The 26,266-nt window shown below is 69.4% G+C and carries 18 protein-coding genes; 4 read left to right on the forward strand and 14 right to left on the reverse strand.

Annotated features, from left to right (window positions below; genetic code table 11):
- Positions 1–34: 34 nt before the first annotated feature.
- From pbpC to INQ48_31015, 11 genes are all read right to left on the reverse strand, one after another.
- The gene (pbpC, locus tag INQ48_30965; GenBank protein QRF57644.1) at positions 35–2,368 is read right to left on the reverse strand and encodes a penicillin-binding protein 1C; all 2,334 of its coding nucleotides are present in this window, start codon (positions 2,366–2,368) and stop codon (positions 35–37) included.
- A 19-nt stretch (positions 2,369–2,387) separates the two neighbouring features.
- On the reverse strand, positions 2,388–8,411 hold the full coding sequence (locus INQ48_30970) for an alpha-2-macroglobulin (GenBank protein QRF57645.1): 6,024 nt from the start codon (positions 8,409–8,411) through the stop codon (positions 2,388–2,390).
- 115 nt (positions 8,412–8,526) lie between these two features.
- Entirely contained in the window at positions 8,527–9,003 is a 477-nt protein-coding gene (locus tag INQ48_30975; protein ID QRF57646.1) for a DUF2269 domain-containing protein, read from the reverse strand.
- Complete coding sequence (locus INQ48_30980; GenBank protein ID QRF57647.1) at positions 9,000–9,377, reverse strand: DoxX-like family protein; 378 nt, start codon at positions 9,375–9,377, stop codon at positions 9,000–9,002. Before INQ48_30980 ends, INQ48_30975 begins: the two co-directional genes overlap by 4 nt.
- A complete protein-coding gene (locus INQ48_30985; GenBank protein QRF57648.1) occupies positions 9,374–9,880 on the reverse strand; it encodes a hypothetical protein in 507 nt (168 codons plus the stop codon). Before INQ48_30985 ends, INQ48_30980 begins: the two co-directional genes overlap by 4 nt.
- Positions 9,861–10,979 (reverse strand): saccharopine dehydrogenase NADP-binding domain-containing protein, encoded by a 1,119-nt coding sequence (locus INQ48_30990; GenBank protein ID QRF57649.1) that lies wholly within the window; start codon positions 10,977–10,979, stop codon positions 9,861–9,863. Before INQ48_30990 ends, INQ48_30985 begins: the two co-directional genes overlap by 20 nt.
- Complete coding sequence (locus INQ48_30995; GenBank protein ID QRF57650.1) at positions 10,976–12,607, reverse strand: FAD-dependent oxidoreductase; 1,632 nt, start codon at positions 12,605–12,607, stop codon at positions 10,976–10,978. Before INQ48_30995 ends, INQ48_30990 begins: the two co-directional genes overlap by 4 nt.
- 185 nt (positions 12,608–12,792) lie before the next feature.
- Positions 12,793–14,358 (reverse strand): polyamine aminopropyltransferase, encoded by a 1,566-nt coding sequence (locus tag INQ48_31000; GenBank protein ID QRF57651.1) that lies wholly within the window; start codon positions 14,356–14,358, stop codon positions 12,793–12,795.
- A complete protein-coding gene (locus tag INQ48_31005) occupies positions 14,355–14,573 on the reverse strand; it encodes a DUF350 domain-containing protein (protein QRF57652.1) in 219 nt (72 codons plus the stop codon). Before INQ48_31005 ends, INQ48_31000 begins: the two co-directional genes overlap by 4 nt.
- A gap of 63 nt (positions 14,574–14,636) precedes the next feature.
- Entirely contained in the window at positions 14,637–16,130 is a 1,494-nt protein-coding gene (locus INQ48_31010; protein QRF57653.1) for a DUF4178 domain-containing protein, read from the reverse strand.
- A gap of 103 nt (positions 16,131–16,233) precedes the next feature.
- Positions 16,234–17,283, reverse strand: coding sequence for an SPFH domain-containing protein (locus INQ48_31015; GenBank protein ID QRF57654.1), 1,050 nt, complete (start codon positions 17,281–17,283; stop codon positions 16,234–16,236).
- A gap of 180 nt (positions 17,284–17,463) precedes the next feature.
- Between INQ48_31015 and INQ48_31020 the strand changes: the two genes are divergently transcribed.
- The 4 genes from INQ48_31020 (at position 17,464) to INQ48_31035 (ending at position 21,145) form a co-directional block, all read left to right on the forward strand.
- Positions 17,464–19,812, forward strand: a complete 2,349-nt coding sequence (locus INQ48_31020) for an NADP-dependent malic enzyme (protein ID QRF57655.1) — start codon at positions 17,464–17,466, stop codon at positions 19,810–19,812.
- Positions 19,813–20,013: 201 nt separating this feature from the next.
- On the forward strand, positions 20,014–20,430 hold the full coding sequence (locus INQ48_31025; protein QRF60967.1) for a guanine-specific ribonuclease N1 and T1: 417 nt from the start codon (positions 20,014–20,016) through the stop codon (positions 20,428–20,430).
- A 53-nt stretch (positions 20,431–20,483) separates the two neighbouring features.
- Positions 20,484–20,909, forward strand: a complete 426-nt coding sequence (locus tag INQ48_31030) for a barstar family protein (protein ID QRF60968.1) — start codon at positions 20,484–20,486, stop codon at positions 20,907–20,909.
- Entirely contained in the window at positions 20,888–21,145 is a 258-nt protein-coding gene (locus INQ48_31035; protein QRF57656.1) for a hypothetical protein, read from the forward strand. Before INQ48_31030 ends, INQ48_31035 begins: the two co-directional genes overlap by 22 nt.
- A gap of 91 nt (positions 21,146–21,236) precedes the next feature.
- Here the strand turns inward: INQ48_31035 and rsmA are convergent, their stop codons facing one another.
- The 3 genes from rsmA to INQ48_31050 are packed head-to-tail and all read right to left on the reverse strand — an operon-like array spanning position 21,237 to position 26,061.
- Positions 21,237–22,004, reverse strand: coding sequence for a 16S rRNA (adenine(1518)-N(6)/adenine(1519)-N(6))-dimethyltransferase RsmA (rsmA, locus tag INQ48_31040; protein ID QRF57657.1), 768 nt, complete (start codon positions 22,002–22,004; stop codon positions 21,237–21,239).
- Between the two features lie 10 nt (positions 22,005–22,014).
- Positions 22,015–23,427: a peptidylprolyl isomerase gene (locus tag INQ48_31045; GenBank protein ID QRF57658.1), complete on the reverse strand. Its 1,413-nt coding sequence runs from the start codon at positions 23,425–23,427 to the stop codon at positions 22,015–22,017.
- A gap of 21 nt (positions 23,428–23,448) precedes the next feature.
- The gene (locus INQ48_31050; protein ID QRF57659.1) at positions 23,449–26,061 is read right to left on the reverse strand and encodes an LPS-assembly protein LptD; all 2,613 of its coding nucleotides are present in this window, start codon (positions 26,059–26,061) and stop codon (positions 23,449–23,451) included.
- Positions 26,062–26,266 lie beyond the last annotated feature (205 nt).

Below are 26,266 nucleotides of genomic sequence, written 5' to 3' on the forward strand. Positions count from 1 at the left end.
GACGACGCGTGACGCCGCGGTGACATGACTGCCACTAAGGTGCGATATCGACGATCACTTCACGCGACTCCGCGCGCCCCTGGTCGTCGACCACGCGCAGCACATAGCGCCGGCCCGACTCGGCCATATCGGGCATCCAGGCGAGGCCTTCCCCGGGCGCGACGCGGCCGACCAACGCATCGTCGGCGAACCAGTAAAGAGTCTGCGTGCCGGCCGCGGCTTCGGCGCGCAGCACCAGCGGCTCGGGCCTGGCCACGCGCAGCGTGTGGCGCACGCCGCGCAGTGGCGAGCTGATGAGCGGGGCCGCCTCGGGCGCGCCCGCATCCTTCTGCTCGCAGCCGTCGGCGGGCACGCTGGCGCGCGGCAGGCCGGCCTGGCGGAACAGGCGGCGCATGTCGCTGCCCCACTGCTCGACCACCTGCTGGCGCGCGTTCGGTTGCGGACCGCAGACCACCTTGCCCGTGGTCTCGTCGACCCACACGGCGCGATGCAGGTTGCTGACCTGGATCGGCGACTTGCCGGCGATGAACCAGGTGCGCGTGCGCACCGGGCACAGCGCATCGGGCAGGCCGCCGGTGGCGGCGCAGACTTCGACCTGGCGCAGGTTGGCCGGCTGCGTGACGGCGACCTCGCCGGGATCGAGCCGCTCGGCGCGCAGCGCGTCGACCATGCGCAGGAACAGCGGCGCGGCCGCGTCGACACCCACCAGCGCGGGGTTGCTGCTGCCGTCGAAGTTGCCGACCCACACCACCAGCACGTGGCGGCCGAACACGCCCGCGGTCCAGGCATCGCGAAAGCCCCAGGAGGTGCCGGTCTTCCAGGCGATGGCGGGCCGCGCGGGCAGGGTGGTGTCGGGGCGCGGCGTCTGGCGCAGCATGTCGAGCGTGATGAACGAGGCCTCCTCGCTCAGCAGCCGCAGCGGCTGCGCGGGCCGCTCGTCGGGCGCGGGCTCGGTGTAGCGCAGCGGCTGCGCGATGCCGCCGTTGGCCAGGGTGCCGTAGAGGCCCGCGAGCTCCTCGGGCGTGACCTCGCCGCCGCCGAGCACCAGCGCGAGGCCGTAGTGCGATTCGCTCTGCAGTTTCTGCACGCCGGCCAGCCGCATGAAGTCGTAGAGGCCCGGCTTCGAGAGCTTCGCGGCCACCGCGACCGCGGGCACGTTGCGGCTGCGGATCAACGCCTCCTGCGCCGACAGCGGCCCGGCGAAGCGGTGGTCGAAGTTCTCGGGCGCGTAGGGGCCGAACGCGGTCGGTGCGTCCTTCAGCATGGTCTTCGGATGCAGCAGGCCCTGGTCGAGCGCGAGCGCATAGATGAAGGGCTTGAGCGTGGAACCCGGCGAGCGCTTGGCCTGGGTGCTGTTGACCTGGCCCGCGATGGTGTCGTCGTGCCAGTCGGCCGAGCCGATCAGCGCGCGCACCTGCATGGTCGAGGCATCGAGCAGCAGCGCGCTCGCGTTGTTCATGCCGACGTCGGCATGCGTGCGCAGGTACTGGGCCATCACGCGCTCGAGCGTGGACTGCATGCGCAGGTCGATCGTGGCGCGGATCTCGACCGGCGCCGCGACGCCGGCATCGCTTCGCGGCTGCGCGAGCAGCATGTCTGTGAGGTGCGGCGCCAGGAAGGGCAGGCTGCCGCGCGACTGCGCCGAGAGCACGAGCTGCGCGTCGGGCGCATGCTGGCGCGCGGTGGGATCGCGCTCGGCCCACAGCGCCCACAGGCGTTCGCGCGCGGCCTGCAGCTCGGTGTTGCGGCCGCGCTCGGCGATGCGCTTGACCGGGTTCTGCGGAATCACCGCGAGCGTGAGCGCCTCGGGCAGGCTGAGCCTGGCGGCGTCCTTGCGGAAATAGATCAGGCTCGCGGCCTGCACGCCCTCGATGTTGCCGCCGTAGGGCGCGGTGTTGAGGTAGGCCTCGAGGATCTCGCGCTTGCCGTGGCGCGCCTCGATCCACAGCGCGGCGGCGATCTGCGCGACCTTGCCGCCGGCCGTGCGGCTGTCGATGCCGTAGAGCCGGCGCGCGAGCTGCATCGTGAGGGTGGAGCCGCCCTGGCGGCGCTCGCCGCTCGCGATGCGCCAGGCGCTGCGCACCAGGGCCGCGGGGTTGACGCCGGGGTGGGCGTGGAAGCGCCGGTCCTCGTAGAGCAGCACTGCGTCGATCAGGGTGGGCGAGATGCGCTCGAGCGGCACCCACAGCCGGTACTGCTCGTCGGCCGCGAGCGTGAGCCGCAACAGCTCGCCGCCGCGCGCATAGACGGCGCGCGAGCTGCCCACCGTCTCGCTGAGCGGGGCATGCGGCCACAGCCGCAGCAGCGCGAGCAGCAGGGCCAGCAGCACGCCCGCGATCAGGGCCCGACGCGCGAGGGTCCGGGTCATGACTCGCTCCGCTCCGGCCTCAGTTCGCGACCACCTGGAAGCGCGCACCGGCCGAGCGCGCGTAGATGCGCCGGTCGTACATCGCCTCGCCGTAGGCCGCGGGCACCACGAAGTCGCCGACGTTGGTGGCGCGCGCCTTGTAGGTCACCTCGAGCAGGTTCTTGTCGACGCTGCCGTAGAACACCACGCGGTCCTCGCGGATGTCGGCGTACTGCACCTTCCACGAGCCGTTGCCGCCCAGGCGCTTCTTCCAGACCGGCGCGTCGGCGTTCTCGCCCTCGGCATCGTCGCCCACGGCCTGCAGCACGGGCTCGAGGCCGCCGGGCAGCAGGTCGACCAGCGCGACGTCGGCGATCTGCGGCCGCTCGAGGCTGCGCACGCGCACCCGCACCGTGACTTCCTCGCCGAGCTTCGCCTTGGTGACCGGGTTGCCCTTGGCATCGAGCACCTCGTGGAACACCTCCAGCCCCTGGTTCACCGCGGTGTCGGGCTGCTTGCGTTCGAAGCCCTGCTCGGTCCAGCTGTAGTAGAGGTTGAAGTCGCTGTCGTTCGCGAGGCCCAGCTTCGCGGTGCCGGCGGGCACCGCGGCGCGCGCCACCGGGTTGACGGCGCCGAGCGCGAGCGCCGCGGCCTTGCCCTGCGCATCGATGGCCGAGGCCGTGAGCTTGCCCTCGGCGTTCTGCGCCACGGCGTCGAAGTAGGCATCGACCGCCATCAGCATCGCGGCCGACGACAGGCTGTTGTACCAGCCGTCGCGCACCATGCCGGCCATGCCTTCCCACACCGCGGGCTTCAGCGTCTTGAGCCGCGCGGGGAAGTGCCGGCCCACCAGGTGCAGCATCATGCTGTCGTGCACCAGCGGGTCGTAGTAGCGACCCCAGACGTTGCGGCGCTGGTTCTTCTCGCTGCGCGCGAGCAGGTCGGCCCACACGGGGTTGAGCAGCTCGTTGGCCACCTGCTCCTGCTTCACGAGCTGGTAGCTCGCCGCGAGGTAGACGGCGCCGAGGTCGTCGCTCCAGCCCGCGGTCTGCTTAACCTGCTGGTTGCGCCAGCTCTCGCGCAGGTTGGCCAGCGCGGCCGGCACCACGATGCCCTGGCGCGTCAGCAGGTAGGCCGCCTGCGTGCGCTGGCGCCAGCCGTCGAGCGACGAGTCGCCGCTGCCGAGCCAGCCTTGCAGGTAGGTGTTGGCGCGCTGCAGCAGGTCCTGCGGCACCGGCAGCTTGTGGTCGCGCGCCTCCACCAGCAGGTGCACCGCATAGAGCGTCGCGAACGGGTCGGCCCCCGCGCCGGGCCACAGCGAGAAGCCGCCGTCGGCCGTCTGGCGCGCGCGCAGCTGCACGAGGTAGCGCTCGAGCGTCTTGCGTGCCTCGGGCAGCGGGCCCTGGTCGGCCGCGCGGCCACGCGCCATCTCCTTCAGCAGCTCGGGCCGGCCCGCGAGCAGCACGGCCGGGAAGGTCTGGCTCGTGATCTGCTCGGTGCAGCCATGCGGATAGGCCTCGAGGTATTGCATCAAGCCGGTGGCGAAGGCCCAGGGCGCGGCCGACACCGCGAGGTCGCTGCGGCGGAAATTCGGATAGAAGTCGCCCTTGCTCGCGATCTCGCCCGAGCGCTGGAAGCTGCCGGCCTGCACCAGCGAGACGAAGGGCGAGGCGGGCCGCACGCTCACCTCGGTGGCGAGCCGCGCGCTGAAGTTCTTGTGGGTGGAGGTGAACACCAGCGCCGACGAACCCAGCACCGCTTGCTCGCCGGGCTTGGCGCGCACGTTGAACTTCGTGCTGGCCTCGCCGCGCTCGTTGACCTTGAGTGTCTGCGTCGCGTCGCCGACCACCTCGAGCCCGCCCGAGGCGGTGAGCGTGAGCGCGATCGGCGCCTCCTTGCCCGAGCCCGCGATGTTGTTGGCCAGGCCGACGCCGACCTCGACCGTGTCGCCGGGCGCCATCGCGAGCGGCGCATTCGGCAGGATCACCATGTCGCCACGCACCGTGGTGCGGGTGCTCTTCGCGGCCGTGGTCTCGTCGTTCACGGCCACCGCCATCACGCGCAGGCTGCCGTTGAAGCTCTCGGGCACGGTGTAGCTGAACTCGCGGCTGCCGTTCACGTCGACCAGGCCCGACCAGTAGGCCACCGGCTTGTCGCGCTTGCGCTTGAACGGGTTCAGGTGCTTGCCGAGCTCGCCTTCGCCGTCGCCGCCGGGCGCGGCGCCCTGCATCAGCTTCTTGAACTCGGGCAGGATCAGGTCGAGCGTCTGCAGGGTGCCGACCTCGAGCGCGCGCTTCTGGAAGAAGTGCTTGAGCGGGTCGGGCGTCTTGTAGCGCGCCACCTGCAGGATGCCCTCGTCGACCGCGAACACCACGGCACGCGTGGGCTGGTCGCTGGTGAGCTTCATCTTCACGGTCTGGCCGGGCTTCACGAGCTCGGTGCTCGTGAGCTGCAGGTTGGCAGTGCGCTTCGACAGGCTGGTCGCGAAGGGCACGACGCCGTAGGACAGCGGGCTCATGTAGACCTCGTCCGAGGCCGGGTCGCGCACGAAGTGCACGTTGATGTAGCCGGTGCCCTCGAAGTCCTTGGGCAGCACGATCTTCTGCACCGAGGCGGTCTTGTCGGTCTTGAACCAGGCATGGGCGTAGACCTTGTCGCGCTCGATGGTGATGAGGCCCGCGCCGACGTAGGGCGCGCGGATGCTGACCTCGATCTCCTGGCCCGGCTCGTAGTCCTTGCGATCGAGCGTGAGCTGCAGCTCGGCATTGCGGTCGAGCGAGCGGCTGACGTTGGCATTGCCCGCCACGCTGTACTCGACGCGGTTGAGCTCGAGCCCGCCGGCATTGCGCACCACGTAGGCGAAGTTGCCGGGCGTGCCGGTGTCGAGCGCCACGTTGTTGCCGGCTGCGCCGATGGCCAGCGGCTTCTCGTCGAGCACGATCTCCTTGCGGCGCGATTCGTAGCGGTACAGGCCGTTGTCCTGCTTGATCAGCACCGACAGCACCTTGCGCTCCACGCGCTGCAGCACCAGGTCGGCCACCGCGGTCTTCTTCGCCTGCGGGTCGATCGCGATCACGTGCGCGTTGCGCGCCGCGCCCTTGCTCACGTAGCCGGTGTCGCCGTCGACCTTGACGCCCACCAGGTAGGGCAGGTCGCTCACCAGCGTGCGCGCCTCGGCCGACACGCTGCGCCCGCCCTCGGGCTCGAAGGCCTTGGCCAGCACGTGCACCTGGTAGGTGGCGGAATCGAAGCGCGACAGCCGCAGGTCGAACTCGGCCTTGCCCTCGGCGCTGGTCTGCACGCTGCCGAGGTCGTCCACCTGCTTCTCGGCCGCGCGCTGCGGATCGAAGAAGGCGTAGTCGGCGAAGGCGCGGAACACCGGGAAGGCCGGGCTCAGCGTGAGCGTGCCCTCGACCTTGCGGTCGGGCGCGGGCGTGCCGAACAGGTTCTGCACGTCGATCAGCGCCTTCATGTCCTTCGGCTTGACCCAGCCTTCGGCGATCTCGCTGCTGAGCTTGGCCGTGACCTTGGTGCGGTCGGGCAGGAACTCCTGCACCTTCACCGTGGTGCTGCCCAGCAGCAGCCCCTGCACCTCGGGCGCGCCGGGCGAGGACTCGCGCGGCAGGTAGAGGTTGACGGTGTAGTTGCCGGTGGGCGAGGTGTCCTGCGTGGCGTGCGCGATCTCGGCCGCGCCGCCGGGGCCGAGGCGCAGCTTCTCGCGCCGCACGCTCAGGCCGCGCGCATCGATGATCTCGGCTTCGAGCGGCAGGTCGCGCAGCGAGGTGCCCCAGTTGCCGGCCTTCACCATCATCGCGATGTGCATGGTGTCGCCCGGGCGGTAGATGCCGCGGTCGCTGAAGACGTAGGCCGTCATCTGGTTCGGCACGCCGGCCGCGCGCAGGCCGCCGACGTCGAAGCGCGAGATGTCGAGCGTGCGGTCGGTCTTGTTGAAGGGCAGGAAGCTCAGGTCGCCGTCCTTGCGCACCACCAGCACCACCGGCTGCTTCTCGCGCTGGAAGCCCGCGAGGTTGGGCAGCTTCGCGCGGCCCGTGGCATCGGTGGCCTGCGACGCCACGATCATGCCGTTGCGGCCCCACACCTCGACCAGCGCGCCGCCCACGGGCTGGCCATTGGCGATGCTCTGCACGAACACGTCGCGCATGCCGTCGAGCGACTTCTTGGCGACGATGCCCAGGTCGGTGACCAGCACCAGCCGCTCGTCCTTCTGGTCCTCGGGGTTGCCGCTCTCGGGATTGCCCTCGTCCCCGCCGGACGATTGCTGCTCCTCGTCCTCGGACGACGCCTCGGCGGCGTCCGCTTCGCCCTCGGGCTTCTTCTTCGCCTTGGGATCGAAGCCCTGCACCTTGAGCAGGAACACGCCGCGCCGGTCGCTGATGTCGCTGCGCAGGTACTCGGCGAAATCGACCGTCTCGTAGTGCGCCTTGCCGGGCGGAATGGCCAGCGGGATCTGCTTCTCGAAGCGATCGACCAGGTTGTCGGTGCCGAGGCCGCCGTAGAACTTGGGATGCGAGAAATCGCCGTTGCTCTGCGTCACCAGGTGCTGCAGCTGCTGCGGCAGCAGGCGCCCGATCTCGACGCGCACGCCCGGCAGGTCGCGCACCAGGATCGGCAGCTTGCGCTCGCCCGACAGCGCGAGCAGCGAGCCCTGGCTCATGATCGTGAGCTCGGGCGCGAAGGTCTTGAGCAGCTGCACGCTCTGGAAGGCCGTGCCGAGCTGGTAGCCGCCGGGCGTCTTCAGGCCCTTGGCCACGCGCACCAGCAGGTAGCGCCCGCCCTCGGCCTGCGGCAGGCGGAAGCTGACCGTCTCGGTCACCTCGCGCTCGCTGGCGATGGGCTGCAGGCCGATCTTCTTCGCGCGGCGCAGCACCGCGTCGGTGATCTTCGCGGGATCGGCGGACCAGTCGAACTTGTCTTCGGGATCGCCCTTGGGATCTTCGGTGGCCGGCAGCAGCCAGGCCTGCACCAGGCGCGCCATCTCGCGCTCGTGCACCGGCATCGAGGCGCTGACGTGCATCACGTGCTCGGGCTCGCCGTTCTCGCCGGTGACGATGGTGGGCTCGACGCTCGCGATGTCGAGGCTGAAGAGGCCGGGGATGTCGACCGCGCGCGAGACGTCGTTGCGCTGGCCCGGGCCACCCTTCTGCGCCACCGCGCCGGAAGTGAGGCTCAGCAGCACGGGGCGGGTCTTCTCGGGAATGGGCAGGGGCTCGGACTGGACCGTGGCCGTGAGGCGCAGCTTGTCGTAGCTGACCGTGAACTTCTCGCTCGCGCACTTGCCGACGCTGAAGAACGAGCTGCTGCAGGCCTGGTCGTAGGTGAGCACCAGCCGCTTCTCGAACTCGGCGCTGTTCACGGGATGCGAGAAGCGCACCTGGAACAGCGCGCGCCGCACGTTGGCCTGCACCGGGTCCTGGTAGAACTCGGCGCCGGCGATGCGGGCGCTGAACTCGGCCGAGCTGAATTCGTACTTGCGCTGCTCGATCTCGATGTGCGGCGCGAGCGCGTCCTTCGAGAGCTGCACCTTGTAGGCCTGGCCCACCGGCCAGTCCTGCGTGGGCACGAACTCCAGCTTCTTGGCATCGGTCCAGATCCAGCGCCCCGCGATGGCGGGCTCGATGCCGACACCAACCGCTTCCTGGCCGACACGCGCGATGGGCGCGACCGAGGCCGAGAAGTTGATCACGACCGGATTGGGCCCCTTGTCGAGCTCGATCTGCGTGCGCGGCGGCGGCACGACCTGCGCGGTCGCCACGATGGGCTCGACGCGATCGGGCGTGAGGCCATGCCACCACTTCAGGAGCTGCGGGCTGGCCATCCAGCCCGCGAACGCCAGCAACACCAGCAGCAGCACCCAGACGAGCCGCTGCTGCAGCCATTGCAGTCCCAGCAGCAGCAGCGCGCCCGCGATGCGCAGCCAGCCCGGGGGTCGCCAGGAACCGATGAGCCCGCGTGCGAGCGGGCGCAGGAAGCCGAGCGCGCGGCTCAGCCCGGTGAAGAGCACGTCGCTGAGCGACGCGAGTTTTCGATTGGCAACTTGAAGCATGGAAGCTCCCCCGGTGTTTTTGTTGGCGCCTGGCAGTCTCCAGGCTGTCTGTGAAGCAATCGCGGCGTGTGTGAAGTCTGCGTGAAAACCGCACGGGCGCGCACCCCGGCCCGGTTCAGGGCGAGAGCGCGGGCTTGTTCACCATGAGCCAGAAGACCAGGACCATGGCCACGAAGGCGGGATAGCCGAGCCACTCCCACCAGCGTTGGTGGCGCGCGTACAGCGGCGGCAGCGGCTGGCCGTCGCGGTGCGCCTGCCCGGCGATCGCGGCCATGCGGATCTGCAGCCACACCACGGGCAGCCAGCACGCGCCCGCGAACACGAAGAGGCCCAGCGACAACGCGAGCCATGGCGTCGACAGCGGCCAGCCCGCCATGTGGGCGAGCGCGAAGCCGGTGGCCGGCTGCAGGATCACGGTGGGCGTGGTGAACCACCAGTCGGCGCGCACCACCAGCCGGCTCACCACCGCCTGCGCCGCCACGCTGCCGCTGCGGTTGGCGAAGAACATGTAGAAGGCCGATCCCAGCCCGGTGCCGACCATCAGCACGCTCGAGACGATGTGCAGCCACTTGAGGACCAGGTAGCTGTTCATGGCACGGCGCGCCGGTACAGGTGCCACAGCAGCGCGGCGATCGGCAGGTTCTTGAGCAGCGGCCCCAGCGGATGCAGCCACAGCGCCGGCTGCAGGCCGGTGGCGACCGCCGTCATGAGCAACAGCAGGCCGAGCGCCGCGAGGTAGCTGGCGCGGCCCGGCCGCCACCACAGCGCGAGGCCGACGACGAGGTCGGCCGCCGCGCCACCGACGATCAGCAGTTGCACCAGCCAGGGCGGCGAGGCGATACCGGCCTCGGCCAGCACCCGGCGGCTCTGGCCGTCGAGTTCGACGATGCTGACGACGGCCGTGACCAGCCAGACCGCGACGAGGCTCAGGCGCAGCAGGCGGTCGTCGTCGGCCCCCTGCCTCATGCCCGCGCGCTCCCGTGCTGCGTGCGCTGCCAGTCGACGACTTCCTGCGCATGGACCGCCAGGAACGCATGCATGCGCGCAAAGCGCCGCCGGGTCTGCCGCGCGAAGGCCCGGGCGACGATCGGTTGCAGCAACCAGCGCAGGGCCCTCGGCCCCGCCTCGATGGTGTAGGTGTAGATCAGCACGGAGCGGCCGGGCTCGGTGTCGCGGTGCCGCATGGACGCGGCCCAGCGATCGAACGGGAAGGAACGGCCGATCATCGAGGCGGCGGCCAGGTGCGGACGGTCGAAGCTCACGAAGCGGGTTCGCATCGACAGCCCGCGCAGCCAGCCATGGCCCACGTTCTCGGTCTCGGCGCCGACGAAGGGGCACGGCGCGCCGCCCACCACCCGGGCATCGCCGACCAGCGAGTCCCAGCGCGCGCGCCACACGTGGTAGTGGAAGGTGTCGAAGACCACGTCGGCCGGCGCCGGCATGTCGAACTCAAGCCGCTCGTGCGCCATCGTCGACCACGTCCGTCACCATGCCCCAGCGCGCGAACTCGGGCTCGAACTCCCGCAGCGCGAGCAGCCCCATGCAGGCCTGCGCGCCCATCGGCAGCGCATCGCCGCGCGCGAGCCGGCGCGCCAGCAGGATGGCGGCCATGCAGGGAATCTCCGGCCCATGGTTGTCGTCGGCCGCGATGTGCCAGGCGCGGTGCGCGGCGGCGCCTCGTGCGTCGATGCCTTCGACGCGCACCACCATGCCGCCGAGCGCGCTGCCGAACGCATCGAACAGGCCGCCCGTGGCATGCAGCAGCCGCGCCAGCTTCTGCGGCGCGGGCAGCAGGCCGATGCGGCGCAGGGCCGCCAGGAAGGCGAAGGCCTGCTGCGTGAGGCCGACCTCGAACGCGGCGCGGAACATCACCGACTGCACGCCCGGATGGCGCGCCGGGAAGAGTTCGAGATCGGGGATGTCGCACAGCGCGCCGCGGCGCGGGCGCATGCGCGCGAAGCGCACGGGCGAGGGTCTGGCCCAGCCGGGCTGCTCGGTCCAGCGGCCTTGCTGCCAGACGCGGATCGGCGCGCCGCAGTAGGCGAGCACGCCCGCGAGCGTGGCCTCGCCGCGCGGCGCGCCCTGGGCCGGCGCGATGCAGATGTCGATGCCGCGGATGCCCTGCCAACCGGCCGCGAGCTGGTCGACCACGGCCGAGGAAAGCGCCGGCACGGTGCTCGCGCCGGTGACGGCCGTGCGGCCCGCGCCGCGAAAGACGCCGTCGAGCGCCGCGGGAAAGTCGCAGACGAAGCGGCGGCCGTCGGCCAGGTCGATGTAGTGCGCGCCGGCGGCGGCCACCGCCCGCGGCACGCGGTAGTCCTGGTTCTGGAACGGACCGGCCGTGTGGATGACGAGCTCGACGCCGAGCTCGCGCAAGCCCCGCGCGAAATCCTGCGACTGCGCATCGACGCGGACGGCGCGCGCCCCGTCCGCCAACGATTGCACGAAGGCCGTGGCCCGTTCGAGATCGCGCCCGCCCACCAGCAGCTCGATGGCGTCATCGGTGGCCAGCGCGCGGCTGATGCGCGCGCCGAAGTTGCCGTAGCCGCCGAGCACCAGCGTCTTCATGCCAGGCTCGCTCCGGCCACGTGCCCGCGCGTGAAGGCTTCCTCGAAGATCGAATAGCCCGACCAGTCGGCATGCGCGAACGACAGCCGGCCCGCGATCACGCTGCCGCGGTGCGCATCGTCGGGCGCGGTGCGCTGCGAACCGATCTGCGCCAGCAGGCCGGGCCGCGGAATGGCCATGGCGTGCCCGTAGCGCGTGATCTCGATGCGCGTGGCCAGCGCGGGCAGGTCGGGGTGCGGCACCGAGAGCTCGGCCAGCAAGTCGTCGCGCCAGCCGGTCCAGGGCCGCTCGAGCAGCAGGCGGCGGCCGTCGCCCTCGTCGTAGCGGCTCGGGCCCAGCGGGCGATACCAGCTCAGCACGGTGCCGCGCGGCGTGGGGTCGAGCGTCTGGTGGCGCGCATCGACATAGCCGAGGCCGCGCGTGCCGTAGACCACGTTGTCCCAGCTCGGCGCGGCGCCGGGGCGGTCGACCAGCGGGCCGCGCAGGTGCACGTTGGCCACCAGCCAGGGCGCATGGCGCACGTGCGCGGCGGCATGCGCGAGCACCGCGGGCGCGTTCTCGACCACGCGCGCGGCGACGAACACCGGCAGCGCGACGATGCAATGCGCGGCCTGCCAGCGCACCAGCGATTGCGAGGCGGCATCCCAGGCATCGACCTCGACGCCGCCGCGCAGCTCGGCGATGCGCACGACCACCTGGCCCGTGCGCAGCCGTTCGCCCAATGGCTTGGCCAGCTGCTTCGTGAGCCAGCCGTTGCCCTCGGGCCAGGTCAGCACGCCGTCGCGCTCGGGGTTGGTGTCGTTGGCGCTGCCCGACGGATCGCCGGGCGCGTGAAAGCCGTGTCGGCTCGCGAAATAGTGGATGCCGGCCCAGGCCGAGACCTGCTCGATGCCCGCGCCGTAGTCGTCGCGGCAGCAGTAGTCGAGGTACCAGCGCAGGTGCTCGTCGCTGAAGCCCTCGCGGTCGAGCCAGGCCGAGAAGGCCTGCGCATCGAGCGCCAGCAGCTCGGGCGTGACCGCGACCTTGAGCGTGGGAATGGCGAAGTGGGCCGCATGCTGGAGCGCGTCGATGCGCTGCGCGAAGCGGCGGTACTGCGCCTGCGTGTCGGCGCCCACGCCATGCACCGGCAGCAGGCCGTCCTGCCACTCGCCGTGGAAGAACAGCCGCTCCTGCGGGCTGTGGCACAGCGTGCGCTCGTCGTATTCCCAGCGGCCGGCCACGCGCCGGCGCAGGCCGAGTTCTTCGAGCAGGTCCTGCACCTCGCGCGCATCGTCGCCGGGCACCGGCAGGTAGTGCGCGCCGAGCGGGCAGGCGATGCCGTTGACCATGCCGCCGCGCGCATTGCCGCCCGCGCTGTCCTCGAGCTCGAGCAGCGCGAAGTCGTCGATGCCCGCGAGCCGCAGCGCACGCGCCGCAGCGAGCCCCGCGACGCCACCACCGGCGATCAGCACGCGGGTCTTGCGGGTGCTCGCGGGCGCGCGCGACTTCAGCGTGCCGTCGCGCATCGCGTGGCCGCGCGCCATGTCGATGCCGGTGAAGCCGCCTTCGATGGGTGGCGGCGCATCGCAGCCGGCGAGCGCGAGCGCACCGGCGGCGCCGACCGTGCCGAGGAAGCTGCGTCGCCTCATGCCCATGTCGCCATCACCTCGCCGAGGCAACGAACTGAGCCCGACCTGCGGTCTGCCAAGGGACCGCGTAGCGCGGCCTGTTCGGGAGACACCGTGGAACCGGCTTTGCCGGGCCACGGGTGTCGCCCCCGGTGAGGGGGTTGGCGAAGCGGCACGCAGTGCCGCGCAGCCTGGGGGAGGACCATTTAATGTGCCATGACCTTGCCCCACTCCTGCTCGTAGGTGGTGACGAGGACCTGGTTGGAGAGCCGGTTGACCTCGGCCGGCACGCGCGCCATGTCGAGCGGGAAGTCGAACATCAGCGGCAGCGTGGGCGCGGACAGGAAGCGCAGGCCCGCGGGCAGCGCGTCGGGCTTTCGGTAGGGCCGGTGGCTCGCGATGATGAAGCCCCATTCGCCGAAGCTCGGCACGTGCACGTGATAGGGCGTCGCGGTCAGGCCCACCGACTCCACCGTCTGCGCCACGGTCCAGAAGCTCTTGCGCGCCACCAGCGGCGAGGTGGTCTGGATCACCGCGTAGCCGCTGGCCGCGAGGCGCTTGTCGAGCAGCGCGTAGAAGCTGTTGGTGTAGAGCTTGCCGATCGCGAAGTTGGTGGGATCGGGAAAGTCGACCACGATCACGTCGAACAGGTCGTCGTCACTGCGCTGCTGCAGCCACTGGAAAGCATCGGTGTTGACGATCTTGAGCTTCGGCGACGACAGCGAATGGCCGTTGAGCGCGGCCAGCGTCTCGTGGTCGGTGAACAGCTTCGTCATGTTCGGATCGAGCTCGACCAGCGTGACCGACTCCACCGACGGGTACTTGAGCACCTCGCGCACCGCCATGCCGTCGCCGCCGCCGAGCACCGCCACCTTCTTGGGCGCGCCGTGGGCGGCCATCACGGGATGCACCAGCGCCTCGTGGTAGCGGTACTCGTCGCGCTCGGCGAACTGCAGGTTGCCGTTGAGGAACAGCCGGTGCCCGAGCAGCCCGCGCGTGACCACGATGCGCTGGTAGGGCGAGGTGGCGCTGAAGACGATGCGGTCCTGGTAGAACTTGTCCTCGGCCAGCGTGGTGATGTGGTCGGCGCCGATGAAGCCGCCGAGCAGCGCCGCCAGCGACAGGAAGCAGGCCAGCGCATGCGCGCCGACGCGCCGCAGCTCGTGGCGGAACAGCCAGAGCGCCCACACCGCCACCGCCGCGTTCATGAAGCCGAACAGCAGGCCGGTGCGGATCATGCCGAGCTGCGGCACCAGGATCAGCGGGAAGGCCACCGACACCGCAAGCGCGCCGAGGTAGTCGAAGGTCAGCACCTGCGACACCAGGTTCTTGAGCGCCACGTTGCGCCGCAGGATGCGCATCACCAGCGGGATCTCGAGCCCGACCAGCGTGCCGACCACGACCACCAGCCCGTACAGCAGCAGCCGGAACGCGCCCGGCGCGTAGGCATTGGCCAGGAACAGCACCGCCGGCAGCGCGCCGCCGATCAGCGCCACCATCAGCTCGATGCGCAGGAAGTGGGCCGGCAGCTGGCGGTCGAAATAGCGCGACAGCCACGAGCCCACGCCCATCGCGAACAGGTAGGTGCCGATGATGGTGCTGAACTGCAGCACCGAGTCGCCCAGCAGGTAGGAGCTGAGCGCCGCCGCGCTGAGTTCGTAGACCAGCCCGCAGGCGGCCACCACGAAGACGCTGGCGAGCAGCGCGATCTCGACGGGCTGCGGCCCGCGCGCATCGGCCGGGCGCGCGGACGGGGCCTGCTCCGCGCTCAATGGATGGCGGCGGCGACGATGATGCTGATGCCCAGGCTCATCGCGGCGACGACCAGGCCCAGCGCCACGTTCTGCTTCTCGACGATCTCGCCCCACAGGTCATAGGGCGTGATCTTGTCGATGATCAGGAAGCAGAGCCAGAAGATCACCACGCCGATCAGCGCGTACACGAGCGATCCGAGGACCACGCCAGGTTTCAGCCATTCAAATCCCATGGGGACCTCCAGTCGTATCTGTATCTATCAGTCGATGAATCGAAAGCGGCAGCGCGATCTTCGTCATTTGTGGCCGCCGCCGCTCGAGGAGCCGCCGTAGGAGCCGCCCGAGCTGCGGTAGCCGCCGCCCGAACCGCCGCCGCTGCTGCTGCAGGTGCTCAGGATGATGACCAGCACGATGATCACGATGGCGATCACGATCATGGTGCCGCAGCCCAGCCCCGAAGCCGCGCTGACCGGCAGTGCGTCGGAGCGCTCGAACAGGTCCTTCTTGGCATCGAGCTTGAAGGCCGTGGCGACCGCGCCGCTGTCGATCTTGCTGCCCGAGGACCAGGTGAGCTCGTTGGCCGAGCGCTCCATCGACAGCAGGGCGCCGCCGGACGCGAAGTCGCGGTTGAAGGTCTTCTGCCCGCGCTCGACCTGCCAGTAGAACTCGCCGGCCACGTAGGTGGTCTCGGCGTTGTAGGCGTACTGCTGCTGGTAGCGCTTGCCGAGGTAGGTGGCGGTGCTGCCGTTCTCGGCCATCACCGGCGCGCCGGTGGTGGGGCGCACCATGCTCCAGCCGTCCTCGGCATCGACCAGGAAGCTGAAGCCGCGCTTCTTGTTGTAGAGCAGGTATTCGTCCCAGCCGAACTGCTCGTCGTCGCCGGGCTCGCTGCCCATGCGGTGCTGGAAACCCACCACCTGCCACTGCACGCCCTGCAGCTGGCCCATGCTGCCCAGCGCGATCAGCGGGCGCACCGGCTCGTTCTGCGCCGCATGCTTGAGCTCGCCGCCGATGCCCTGCGACAGGTCGATGATGCTGTTGCACGAACGGCAGGTGACGCTCTTGCTGTCGGCCAGGTTGAGCGTGACCGGCGAGCCGCAGTTGGGACAGTTGAAGCTGCGGCCCTTCTCGTCCTTGGCGGAGTCCTCGCGCAGGCCCGTGAGCTGCAGCGATTCGAGTTCGACCGAGCGGCCCAGCGCGGCCGTGGGCGGCTGCGAGCCGTAGTCCAGGCTCAGCACCAGGCCCTTGTCGTTGCGCAGCTCGACCACCTGGAACGGCCGGCCGAGCTCGGGCAGGTGCGGCAGTTCGCCCTGCGCCGAGACCAGCGTCACTTCCTCGTTCGAGGCGACGGTGTAGCTCTGGCCGTTGAAGGCGGTGGTGGCGCCCACGCGCAGGTCGGCCGCGGCCGGCGGCGTGCGCTGCAGTTCGAACGGCAGCGAGAAGACGTAGGCGCCGTTGTCCTCGCTGAGCACGCCGGTGCGGTCGCCGTCGAGGGCCGCGATCCATTCGGTCCAGCGGCCGCCGGCGTACTTGTATTGAAGCCGGCCGACGATGGTGAAGGGCTTGTCCTGGATCCGGCCCGCGGCGAACAGCTGCAGCGGGCTGAAGTCGTCGAACAGCTCGGCCATCTTGCCGGTGCGCGCGAGCGTGTCGCCCTGGCGCACGACGGTGCTCTGGCAGTAGGGGCAGACCGCATGGGTCGACTGGGCCGATCGGAACTCGACCGGCGCGCCGCAACCGGGGCAGGGCGCGCGGTAGTAGCGCTGGGTGCCGCCGGCTTCCTCAGCCATGGCGCGCACGCGCGGACGCGAGGCCCGCGGCGTTCTTCCAGCCGATCATGCCTCTCACGCCCGTCGAGCGGGCGTCAGGCGCTGTACAGAACATGGCGCCGGGTCAGACCAGCTTCTTGAGCAGTTCGGCCTTCTTGGCGTCGAACTCTTCCTGGGTCAGGATGCCCTTGGTCTTGAGTTCGCCGAGCTTCTCGAGCGTGGTCATCACGTCGTTGGGGTTCACCACCGCCACCGCCGGCTGCTGCTGGGTCGCGGCCGCCTGGGCCGCCGCGTTCGGGCTCAGGCCCTGCGCGAGGTTCTGCGCCAGCACCTGGCCGAGCGCCACGCCGGCGCCCAGGCCCATCGCGTCCCCCGCGATGCCGCCGCCGTTGGCGGCACCCTCGGCGAACTTGGGGATCGCCTGCGCCGTCTGGTACTGCATGAACTTGCCCATGTCGTTGCCGACCATGCCCATGCCGATCTTCTGGTCGAGGATCTTCTGCAGTTCCTCGGGCAGCGAGACGTTCTGGACCGTGATGTTCTCGAGCTTGATGCCGATCTTGGCGAACTCGGGCACCAGCTGGGCCGCCAGCGCCTGCGCGAATTGGATCTGGTTGGCCGCGAGGTCGAGGAAGGGCACGCCGCTGGAAGCGATGGCGTTGCTGATGTTCTGCAGCACCAGGCCGCGCAGCTGGCCGTCGAGGTCGGCCACGGTGTAGATGTCGCGCGTGCCCGAGATCTCGGTGTGGAACAGCTTGGCGTCGCCGATGCGGAACGAGTAGTTGCCGAAGGCGCGCAGGCGCACGGCGCCGAAGTCCTTGTCGCGGATGGTGATGGGCTGCGGCGTGCCCCACTTCTGGTCGACCTGCTGGCGCGTGCTGAAGAAGTAGACGTCGCTCTTGAACGGGGACTCGAAGAGCTTGTCCCAGTTCTTCAGGTAGGTCAGCACCGGCAGCGTCTGCGTGGTGAGCTTGTACATGCCGGGGCCGAACACGTCGGCCACCTGGCCTTCGTTGACGAACACCGCGATCTGCGACTCGCGCACCGTCAGCGAGGCGCCGTTCTGGATTTCCATCTCCGCCATCGGGAAGCGCCAGGCCAGCGTGCCGTCGCCGGACTCGGTCCACTGGATGATGTCGATGAACTGTTTCTTGATGAAATCCATCAGGGCCATGGCTGCGCTCCTCTAGAGGGTTTTTGTGCGGACTTGGCATATTGCCACACCGACTTGACGGCGGACCCGTGCTTTTGGTCATTTTGGTCATGGCTGCACCCTGGCCAGGCGGCATAGTCCGTCATCGTCCGAGGTCTACAATCGGCGCCCCCAGAAGAAGCGCCCCAGGAGCAACGGCACATGTCTGACACGACCCCTTCGTCATCCTCGACTCCCTCGCCCGAAGACAAACGCGCCGAACTTCGACGTGCCGCCCTCGAGTACCACGAGTTCCCGGTCCCGGGAAAGATCTCGATCGCCGCGACCAAGCAGATGGTCAACCAGCGCGACCTGTCGCTGGCCTACTCGCCCGGCGTGGCCGCGCCCTGCGAGGAGATCGTCAAGGACCCGGCCAACGCCTTCAAGTACACCGCGCGCGGCAACCTCGTGGCGGTCATCACCAACGGCACCGCGGTGCTGGGCCTGGGCGACATCGGCCCGCTGGCTTCCAAGCCGGTGATGGAAGGCAAGGGCGTTCTCTTCAAGAAATTCGCCGGCGTCGACGTGTTCGACATCGAGATCGACGAGAAGGACCCGGCGAAGCTGGTCGAGGTGATCGCCGCGCTCGAACCCACCTTCGGCGCGATCAACCTCGAGGACATCAAGGCGCCCGACTGCTTCTACGTCGAGCGCGAGCTGCGCAAGCGCATGAAGATCCCGGTCTTCCACGACGACCAGCACGGCACGGCGATCACCGTGGCCGCGGCCATGCTCAACGGCCTGAAGGTGGCCGGCAAGAACATCGCCGACGTGAAGCTCGTGACCTCGGGCGCGGGCGCCGCGGCGCTGGCCTGCCTGAACCTGCTGCTCAAGGTGGGCCTCAAGCGCGAGAACGTGTTCGTGACCGACCTGGCCGGCGTGGTCTACGAAGGCCGCACCGAGCTGATGGACGACGACAAGCGCCAGTACATGCAGAACACCACGGCGCGCTCGCTGGCCGAGGTGATCGAGGGTGCCGACGTGTTCCTGGGCCTGTCGGCCGGCGGCGTGCTCAAGCCCGCGATGGTCGCCAAGATGGCGACGCGCCCGGTGATCTTCGCGCTGGCCAATCCGAATCCGGAAATCACGCCCGAAGACGCGCGCACGGTGCGCGACGACATCATCATGGCCACCGGCCGCACCGATTACCCGAACCAGGTCAACAACGTCCTGTGCTTCCCGTACATCTTCCGCGGCGCGCTCGACTCGGGCGCGACCACGATCACCGACGAGATGGAGATCGCCGCGGTGCACGCCATCGCCGAGCTGGCCCAGGCCGAGCAGAGCGAGCGCGTGGCGGCCGCCTACGTCGGCGAGAAGCTGTCGTTCGGCCCCGAATACCTGATCCCGAAGCCCTTCGACCCGCGCCTGATGATGAAGATCGCGCCGGCCGTGGCCAAGGCGGCCGAGGAAAGCGGCGTGGCGCTGCGTCCGATCAAGGACATGGACGCCTACCGCGACAAGCTGCAGAGCTTCGTCTACGCCTCGGGCACCACCATGAAGCCGATCTTCGACGCCGCCAAGCGCGCGCCGAAGAAGCGCGTGGCCTACTGCGAGGGCGAGGAAGAGCGCGTGCTGCGCGCCGCGCAGATCGTGGTCGACGAGGGCATCGCGCGCCCGACGCTGATCGGCCGCCCGGCCATCATCGCCCAGCGCATCGAGAAGTTCGGCCTGCGCCTGAAGGAAGAGCTCGACTACGACGTGGTCAACGTCGAGCAGGACCACCGCTACCGCGACTTCTGGCAGACCTACCACCGCATGACCGAGCGCAAGGGCATCACGGTGCAGGTCGCCAAGATCGAGATGCGCCGCCGCCTCACGCTGATCGGCGCGATGCTGCTGCACAAGGGCGAGGTCGACGGCATGATCTGCGGCACCTGGGGCACCACGCTGATCCACCTGCACTACATCGACCAGGTGATCGGCAAGCGCCCCGGCGGCTGCGCCAGCACCCCGCAGGACGTGCCGGTGTACGCCTGCATGAACGGCCTGCTGCTGCCCGAGCGCCAGGTGTTCCTGGTCGACACCCACGTCAACTACGACCCGACGCCCGAGGAACTGGCCGAGATCACGACCATGGCGGCCGAGGAAATGATGCGCTTCGGCCTCAAGCCCAAGGCGGCGCTGCTGTCGCATTCGAACTTCGGCACCAGCAACGAGCCCAGCGCGCTGAAGATGCGCAAGACGCTCGACCTGCTGCGCGTGCAGGCGCCATGGCTCGAGGTCGACGGCGAAATGCACGGCGACGTGGCGCTCGACAGCAAGCAGCGCGCGGTGGTCATGCCGCACAGCGCGCTGGCCGGCGATGCCAACCTGCTGGTTTTCCCGAACATCGATTCGGCCAACATTTCCTACAACCTGCTCAAGACGGCGGCCGGCGGCAACATCGCGATCGGCCCGGTGCTGCTCGGAGCGGCCAAACCCGTGCACATTCTCACGGCGAGCGCCACCGTGCGGCGCATCGTGAACATGACGGCGCTCACGGTGGCCGACGCCAACGCTGAACGTTAAGCTTTAGCAAGCATTCCTTCGAGAGTGGACGCCAACTTATGGCGTCCCTGTCAAGCCCTCGATACTGCTCAAACTTTGGGCAGTCGCTTGCTATTTTCGCCAGCGTGGTGCACACTCGCGGGCTTGGATTTGCGGGTTAACCCCAAGGTTGATCGCTGATCCGAGCCCCCCGCTCTTTTCTTGTGGTGCCTCTCTATGGCGATGGCGTCTTGCGCCTCGATCACGTCCTCTGTCGCTAAGTTTGCGCTCACCGGCTTCATGCTGGCGGCGCTGGCGACGACGGGGGCCGAGGCCCGCGGATGGTTCGGCGCCGGGAATTCCACCGCCCAGGAAACGATTGCGCTGGCCGAGCTGCCGGCGCAAGGCCAGCGTACCTACGAAGCCATCCTGAACGGCGGCCCCTTCCGGTACGACAAGGACGGCTCGGTGTTCGGCAATCGCGAACGGCTCCTGCCCCCGGCCCGGCGCGGCCACTATCGCGAGTACACGGTGACCACGCCCGGATCGCGCGATCGCGGCGCCCGGCGCATCGTCTGCGGCGGCGAGAAGCGCACGGCACCCGAGGCCTGCTGGTACACGGCGGACCATTACGCGAGTTTCAGGCGGATCACGCCATGAGCGGCGACGACAACGACTTGAGCGGCGCACCGAAGCGCCCCGAAGAAATGATGATGACTATGGAAAGACCAGCGGAGATGACTTTATCCCTTCGTGGCGTACGCCCGAACATCGTGCAATCGATTCGCGCGTTCCGCGTGAGCGACCTGCAGGACGCCGCCAACGCAGCGGGCCAGCACTTCCTGTACGCCAACCTGGGCAACGCGCAGACCAAGCAGGACGTGCTCGACCTGATCGCCCAGCAGTTCACCTTTCCGGCGCACTTCGGCAAGAACTTCGACGCGCTGTACGACTGCATGACCGACCCGTTGCATAAATCGGGCCCGCAGCCCGGTTTCGTGATCGTTCTCGAACAGATCCCGGCCAACGGCAAGTTCGACAAGGAAGCGCGCGAGCAGCTGCTCGACATCTTCCGCGACGCGTCGGACTACTGGGGCGACCGCAAGGTGCCCTTCCGGTGCTTCTATTCTTTTCTGTAGCCCGTTCTGCACAAACCAGCCAAGCAGAACGGGCGAACGAGGCCCAGCCGACCGCCGCGGCAACCCTCGATGGCATCCAGATCGATCCGGCCACCGTCGCCCCCGCGGTGACCGCCACCGCGACCGACGAACCCACGGGCGAAAAAATGCCGACCGACAAACTGGTCGACGTCTCGCCGCTGGCCTTGCGCATGAGCAGCCCGTTCAACGCGGGTTACTGGCTCGCCGCGGCGTAGTCGAGAAAGCGCTCGCCGGGCACGTTCCGGCATCGCAAGAAAAAACCCGTCGTCGACGGGTTTTTTCGTTTCTCCCGCAGGCAACGCCCGCTCAGCCGAGCCCCGGCGTCTGCGCCAGCGCCACGTACTGCTCGACCGGCACTTCCTCGGCCCGCCGCTGCGTGTCGAATTCGCCGACGAAGCCGTGTTCGTCGAGCCACTTGCCCAGCGTGTGGCGCAGCAGCTTGCGGCGCTGGCTGAACGCGACCTGCACGATCTCCTCGAGCCGCTTCGCATCGACCGCCGGCGGCGTGGCCAGCGGCACCATGCGCACCACGGCGCTGTCGACGCGCGGCGGCGGATCGAAGCTCTCGGGCGGCACGAACAGCACGTTCTCCATCGCGTAGCGCCACTGCAGCATCACGCTCAGGCGGCTGTAGTCCGAGGTGGCGGGGCGCGCCACCATGCGGTCGATCACTTCCTTCTGCAGCATGAAGTGCTGGTCGGCCACCAGGTGGGCATAGCCCAGCAGGTGGAACAGGATCGGCGTGGAGATGTTGTAGGGCAGGTTGCCGACCACGCGCAGCGCGGTGGTCGGCACCTTCGCCGCCAGCGCCGCGAAGTCGACCTTGAGCACATCGGACTCGACCACCTCGAGCTGCGGATGGCTGCGCAGCCGCTTGGCGAGGTCGCGGTCGAGCTCGATGACGGTGAGCCGGCCGAGCCGCTCGACCAGCGGCTGCGTGAGCGCCGCGAGGCCGGGACCGATCTCGACCATGGGGTCGCCGGGCTGCGGCGCGATCTCGCGCACGATCGCGTCGATGATGCCGCCGTCGGACAGGAAGTGCTGGCCGAAGCGCTTCCTGGGAATGTGCGCCATCGTGTATCGATCAGGACTGCGGGGGCTCGCGGAACTCGACGTAGGCGCGCGCGCGAACTTCCTGCGCCCAGGTGTTGAAGGCTTCCTCGGTGCGCTGGTCGCGCAGCACGGCACGGGCGGCTTCGCGCTGCTCGTCCTGGCTCGGCTTGACGTTGCGGCGCTCGAGCACCTGGATCAGGTGGACGCCGAAGCGCGACACCACCGGATCGCTGATCTGGCCCGGCGCGAGGCGGTTCATGGCTTCCTCGAACTCGGGCACGAACATGCCCGGGCGAGCCCAGCCGAGGTCGCCGCCGTCCTTGGCGCTGCCGTCCTGCGAGTTGTCGCGTGCCAGGCTCGCGAAGTCGACGCTGCCGCCGCTGGCCTCGATGCGCCGCTTGAATTCGGCCAGCTGCGCCACCGCCTGCTCGGTGGTGCGCTTGGGATCGTTCTGCAGCAGGATGTGGCGCGCGTGGGTCTGCGTGACCACGGCATCGGCCGAGCCGACCTGTTCCTTGGCGATCACCTTGACGACGTGAAAGCCGGCGCCCGTGCGCACCGGCCCGACGATGCCGCCCACGGCCGTGGACTGCACGGCCTCGACGAACAGCGGCGGATAGCGGTCGGCCGTGCGCATGCCGAGCGCGCCGCCATTGGCGCGGTCGGGCGCGTCGGAATTGCTCTGCACCAGCTTGGTGAAGTCCTCGCCGGAACGCGCGCGCTGCGCGAGGCCCTGGGCCTTCTGCTGCGCCTGCGCCACCTGCGCGTCGGTGGCGTTCTCGGGCACGGCCACCAGCAGTTGCGCGAGGTTGAGGTTCAGCATGGACGGATCGCCCTTGCCGCCGCTGTTGCGCTGGTCCAGCAGGAACTGGTCGGCTTCCGCGTCGCTGACCTTGACCTTCGAATCGACCTCGCGGCCGCGCAGGCGCGTGAGCAGCAGCTGGTCGCGCAGGTCGTTGCGGAAGGCCTGCAGGCTGATGCCTTCGGCCGTCACGCGCTGGCGCAGCTCGGGCAGGGTCATCTGGTTCTGGCGCGCCACGGTCTGCTCGGCCTGGTCGATGGCGATCTCGTCGACCTTGATGCCGGTTTCCTTGGCGAGCTGCAATTGCGCGCGCTCGGAGATCAGCCTCTCGAGCACCATGCGCGCGAGTTCGGGGCGCGGCACGCGCTCGGCGTCGGGGTTCTCCTGGATCAGCCGCTGCACGCGGGTCAGCACCTCGGTGTTGGTGATCGGTTCGGAATTGACCAGCGCGACGATGAATTCGGCCGAGCGCTGCACCGGTGCCGGCGGCGCGGCGGGCCGTGCGGCCGGCGGCGCCAGGCGCGGACCGGCGCGCATGATGTCGGTGATGCCGCCGCTGGAACGGAAGCCCTGCTGGGCGCCGGCGGTAACGGCCAGCGTGGCGAGGCAGGCCAGGCTGAGAATGGAACGGATGTGTTTCATGGCGTTGCTCGGTCTCTCGTCTCAGTCGTAATTGGTGAAGCGGCTCGGCCCTTCGACCGGTGTGCGCAGGGGCTGGTAGCGTTGGATGTTGGTGCGCAGGGCCTGCATCGGGCTCGAGCCGATGGCCGCGAAACCGACGAATTCGAGCTGGAACATGATGCGGGTGTTGGCCGTCACCTGACCGGTGGTGATGCGCTGCAGCACCACGCGCCCGATCCAGCAGCAGCCGTCGTATTCGACGCCGAGGACGCCGTCGGTGAGCTTGCGGTCCTGCAGGTCGTAGTTCAGCCGGCCCACCGCGTACCAGCGTCCGCCGCCCTGGCCCTTGCCGGGACCGAGGTCCTTGCCCTTGTCGCCCCAGAAGTCGTTGAGCGGCCACTGCCAGCCGACGTCGATCGACTTGCTGCCGTCGTTGACGGCGGTGGTGTTCGGGTTGAGCGCCTTGGCCGCGAGGTAGGCATCGCTGGGCGCCTGGTAGCGCAGCGCGATGTTCACGTTGTGATAGGGCGCCGGGTTGTAGCGCGCGCTGATGGCGCTGCGCGTGGACTTGCGGGTGTCGGGGTTGTACTGGATGACCGTGTCTAGGCTCCACTTGGGCGTCCAGTTGATCTGGCCGCCCAGCAGCAGGTCGCTCGCGCGGTCGGTGACGGGATTCGCGCCTGGCAGCGTGACGCGCTGGTCGGAGAAGCGCAGCCGCTGCGCGACGCCGAAGCGCGCGGCCTCGGCACCGGTGTCGGGATCGATCAGCCTCGAGGTCACGCCCGTGGTGAGCGTGTTGGTGTCGGAGATGCGGTCGTTGCCCGAGAAAGCGTTCTCGGTGTAGATGGTCGCGAAGCTGAAGTCGTTGGCGGCCGTGTCGTAGTTGGGCAGCTTGCTCTGGTCGCGGAAGGGCGTGTAGACGTAGTAGGCGCGCGGCTCCAGCGTCTGGCGGAAGGCGCGGCCGAAGAAGCTCGCGTCGCGCTCGAAGATCAGGCCGCTGTCGAGGCTGAAGGTCGGCACCGTGCGGTTGGCCGAGGTGGACCAGAGCACCGGCGAGTTCGGGTCGTACGGAATGCCGTTCACGTACTGCACGTTGTTGACCGTGAGCTTCGGGATGTCGCCCTGCGGCACGTAGTAGCTGTAGGTGGTGGCGTGCAGCTGCACCTTCGGGATGACGAAGGTGCTCGGCGTGAGGAAGGGCCGGCTCAGCGCCGCCACGGCGTACAGGCGGTCGCCGTCGGGCTGCGACTGCTGGACCGCGTCGTAGCCCGGTTGGCCGGAGGCGATGCGGTTCACGCGGAAGCGCGTGTAGTCCGTGGTGAACGAGAAGTCGAAGCCGCCCCAGTCGTACTTGTTGTAGTTGGCCGTGATCTGCGGCATGCGGTCGTACGACGGCACGACGGGCGCCAGGGTGTACTGCAGCGTCTGGTAGCGCAGCGCGCGCACCACGCCGTTCCAGTCGCCCTTGCTCCAGCTGAGCGTGGCGTCGTTGGGCAGCAGGCGTTGCGACAGCGTGGGCGTGCGCGTGAAGTCGCGCCAGTAGTCGTTGTCGCTGACGCGGTTGATGTTGATGTTGGCCGCGAGCGAATCGAGACCGAGCGACTTGGCGTCGAAATCCTGGTGGTGGTTGAGCCAGACGCCCCAGCGCCGGGAACTGGGCTGCCGCAGGTCGAGGTCCTTGGCCTGGATCTGGCCGCTGGCCAGCTGCTGCAGCTGCGTGGCGCGCGACTCGTTGAAGCGCTGGCCCACCAGGCGGTCGCTGCCCATCAGGTCGAGCCGGACGGTGCCGTTGTAGCCCTTCTCGAGGTAGCGGAACTCCGAACCCAGGTTGATGCCGCGCTTGGACATCAGCGTCGGCGTGATGGTGGCGTCGCGATTCGGCGCGATGTTCCAGTAGTACGGCTGCGAATACTCGATGCCGTTGGTGTTGTCGATGCCGATGGTGGGCGGCAGCAGGCCGCTCTTGCGCTCGTTCGACAGCGGGAAGCTCAGGCTGGGCAGCGCCGGCGTGGTGATGCCCATGAAGCTCAGCCGCGCGTCCTTGGCGACGCCCACGTTCTCCTCGCTGTCGGTGGTGATCGAGGCGGCGCTCAGGATCCAGGCCGGCATCCAGCCCGGGAAGTCCTCGCGGCGGCAGGTGGTGTAGGTGCCCTGGCGCGCGATCGACACGTTGGAATCGACGAAGTCGATGCGCTGCGCCTCGCCGTGCCCGCCATTGGCGAGGAAGGTGTAGCGCACGTTGTTGAAGAAGCCCTCGAAGGTCTCGAGCTTGAGCTCGAGCTCGGGGCCCTCGTAGACGTTGCCCGCCTGGTTGACGCGCACGTTGCCCGTGGCACGCGCGCGGTCGTCGGGCTGGTAGTACTCGAGGCGGTCGGCGGTGATGGCGGTTTCGCCGCGCCGCAGGCTGGCATTGCCTTCCACCACGGTCTCGAGGTCGGGCCGGCCCGAGATGCGGTCGCCGCTCACGAGGCTGGGCAGCTGGCTGCGCAGCAGCGGCGGAATGGTCTCGGCGAGCTGGGGCGTGCGCTTGAGCGTGAGCGGGCCGTCGAGGCCCGTGCCCTGCGCCGAGGCGCCATGCGCGTGCAGCAGGGCCAGCGTCAGGAGGGCCAGCGGCAGCGGCGGGCCGGAACGGCGCACGTCGACTCGTCGGCTCATCAGGCCTCCCGCCGATCCGTTCCGAGGAGAGCCTGGCGTCCTCCCGAGGAAGGCAGCGAGCGCACAAGGTGCCAGGCGTCGGGGCATGGATTCGTAGGCATCGGTTCGGACAAAGGAAACGTCGGGGGAGGCGGCGCGGCAGGCCGGCCGGTTGCGGGAGCCGGCGGCGAACCGGTCCGATCGGGCGCCGATCGCAGAGGTTGCC

It is taken from the genome of Variovorax paradoxus (genome assembly GCA_016806145.1).
Classification (GTDB): Bacteria; Pseudomonadota; Gammaproteobacteria; order Burkholderiales; family Burkholderiaceae_C; genus Variovorax.